Source organism: Roseovarius sp. MBR-154 (assembly GCF_053628595.1).
Genome location: NZ_JBRJGR010000075.1, coordinates 1 through 1017 on the forward strand (window position 1 = coordinate 1; position 1017 = coordinate 1017).

A 1017-nucleotide genomic window follows, 5' to 3' on the forward strand; every position below is an offset into this window, starting at 1 on the left:
AGGTCGTGTCGCCCGGTGACGCATGCGCTGGATGTGGCGGCACCTTGCGCCAAGTGGGCGAGGATATCACCCAAGAGCTGGATTACATCCCGGGTCACTTCGTGGTGCGTCAGTTCATCCGCCCCCGCATGGCCTGCACCTGTTGTGAAGCCTTCGCACAGGCACCGCTGCCGTCGCGCCTGATCGAACGTGGGCGCCCCGGTCCCGGCCTCGTGTCGCACATGCTGGTCGGCAAATATTGCGATCACCTGCCGCTTGAGCGGCAATCCAGGATCTACGCCCGGGAGGGAGTTGATCTGCATCGCTCCACGCTGAGCGATTGGGTCGGGCGCACAACGGCCCTGCTGGAGCCTCTGGCTGAGCATATCGGCAAACTGGTTCGGGCGGGGCCAGCCCTGTTTGCGGACGATACACCTGTAAAGCTGCAGGTGCGCGCCAACACCACAAAAACCAAAACGGCCCGGCTCTGGAGTTATGTCCAAGACGAACGCCCGTGGTGCGGCGCAGCACCCCCCTGCGCCTGGTATCAGTTCAGCATTGATCGAAAGGGCGAGCACCCCGCCAACCATCTTGCAGGCTATACCGGCACGGTCCATGCCGATGGGTTTGCCGGGTTCAATGGTCTGTTCAGCGCGGGTAAGGCTGACGAACAGGCTTGCATGGTCCATGTGCGCCGCAAATTTGTCGATGAGGTCGAGCGCACCGGCTCTCCCATTGCCCAACAGGCGATCAAACAGATTGCAAAGCTTTACGCGGTGGAGAAGGAAGCGCGAGGCAAATCTCCGCAAGAGCGTGTCACCCTGCGGCAGGCCAACGCCAAGCCGGTCTTCGACGAGTTGGAGCTTTGGCTGCAGGCGCAGCTGCGCAAAATCTCCGGTAAAACCAAGCTGGCCGAAGCGATCCGCTACGCCCTGAGCCGCATGCCGAAAGCCCGCGGCTATCTCGACGACGGGCACCTCGAGTTGGACAACAACACCTGTGAGCGCTCGATCAGGCCTATTGCATTGGGAAGAAAAA

Annotated in this window: 1 protein-coding gene; it reads left to right on the plus strand. The window is 61.6% G+C overall.

Annotated elements, in window-relative coordinates; all coding sequences use genetic code 11:
• Positions 1 to 1017, plus strand: a 1017-nt coding sequence (gene tnpC, locus ACSSV4_RS23245) for an IS66 family transposase (protein ID WP_454277346.1), incomplete at both ends; no start/stop codon positions are given.